Source organism: Seohaeicola saemankumensis (assembly GCF_021021435.1).
Classification (GTDB): domain Bacteria; phylum Pseudomonadota; class Alphaproteobacteria; order Rhodobacterales; family Rhodobacteraceae; genus Seohaeicola.
This window is the reverse complement of the sequence record NZ_JAINWI010000032.1, coordinates 1-457: the sequence shown is the minus strand read 5'-3', so window position 1 is coordinate 457 and position 457 is coordinate 1. Positions and strand designations below refer to the sequence as shown.

The window sequence follows — 457 nt, the reverse complement described above, 5'->3', positions numbered from 1 at the left end:
TCTCGGTGAAAAAACCGGCTCAGTTCTGAGTGAAAATCAACACCATGGCGATACCGCGAGAACGTCGAGTGATCCGGGACCTTGCCCTCCAGGCCCAGCCGACAGAACCACCGATAAGCGAGGTTCAGATGGACCTCGTCGCAGAGGCGACGTTCCGACCGGATGCTCATGACGTAACCAATGACCAGCATCCGGATGATCAGTTCTGGATCAATCGAGGGACGCCCGAGGTGGCTGTAGAAGGGGCGAAGGGCCTCCCGCATCCCATCCACGTCGAGAAACCGGTCGATCTCACGTGGCATATGACCGGAAGGAACATGACGCTCCAGATCGAAGTCATAGAACAACTGTGCCGGTGCCGTTTGGGTGCCCATCATGACGAAATCCTCCAATCCCCTCATAATCGAGTGAATCAAAGGACTTGCCGCGCTGCAACAAAGACTTTTTCAACAGCATC

The 457-nt window shown here is 55.4% G+C and carries 1 protein-coding gene; it reads right to left on the bottom strand.

The features are described 5' to 3' along the window. Positions 1 to 377 (bottom strand): transposase (locus tag K7H22_RS19395; protein WP_230802467.1); only part of this gene is annotated, 377 nt, incomplete at its 3' end. Positions 378 to 457 lie beyond the last annotated feature (80 nt).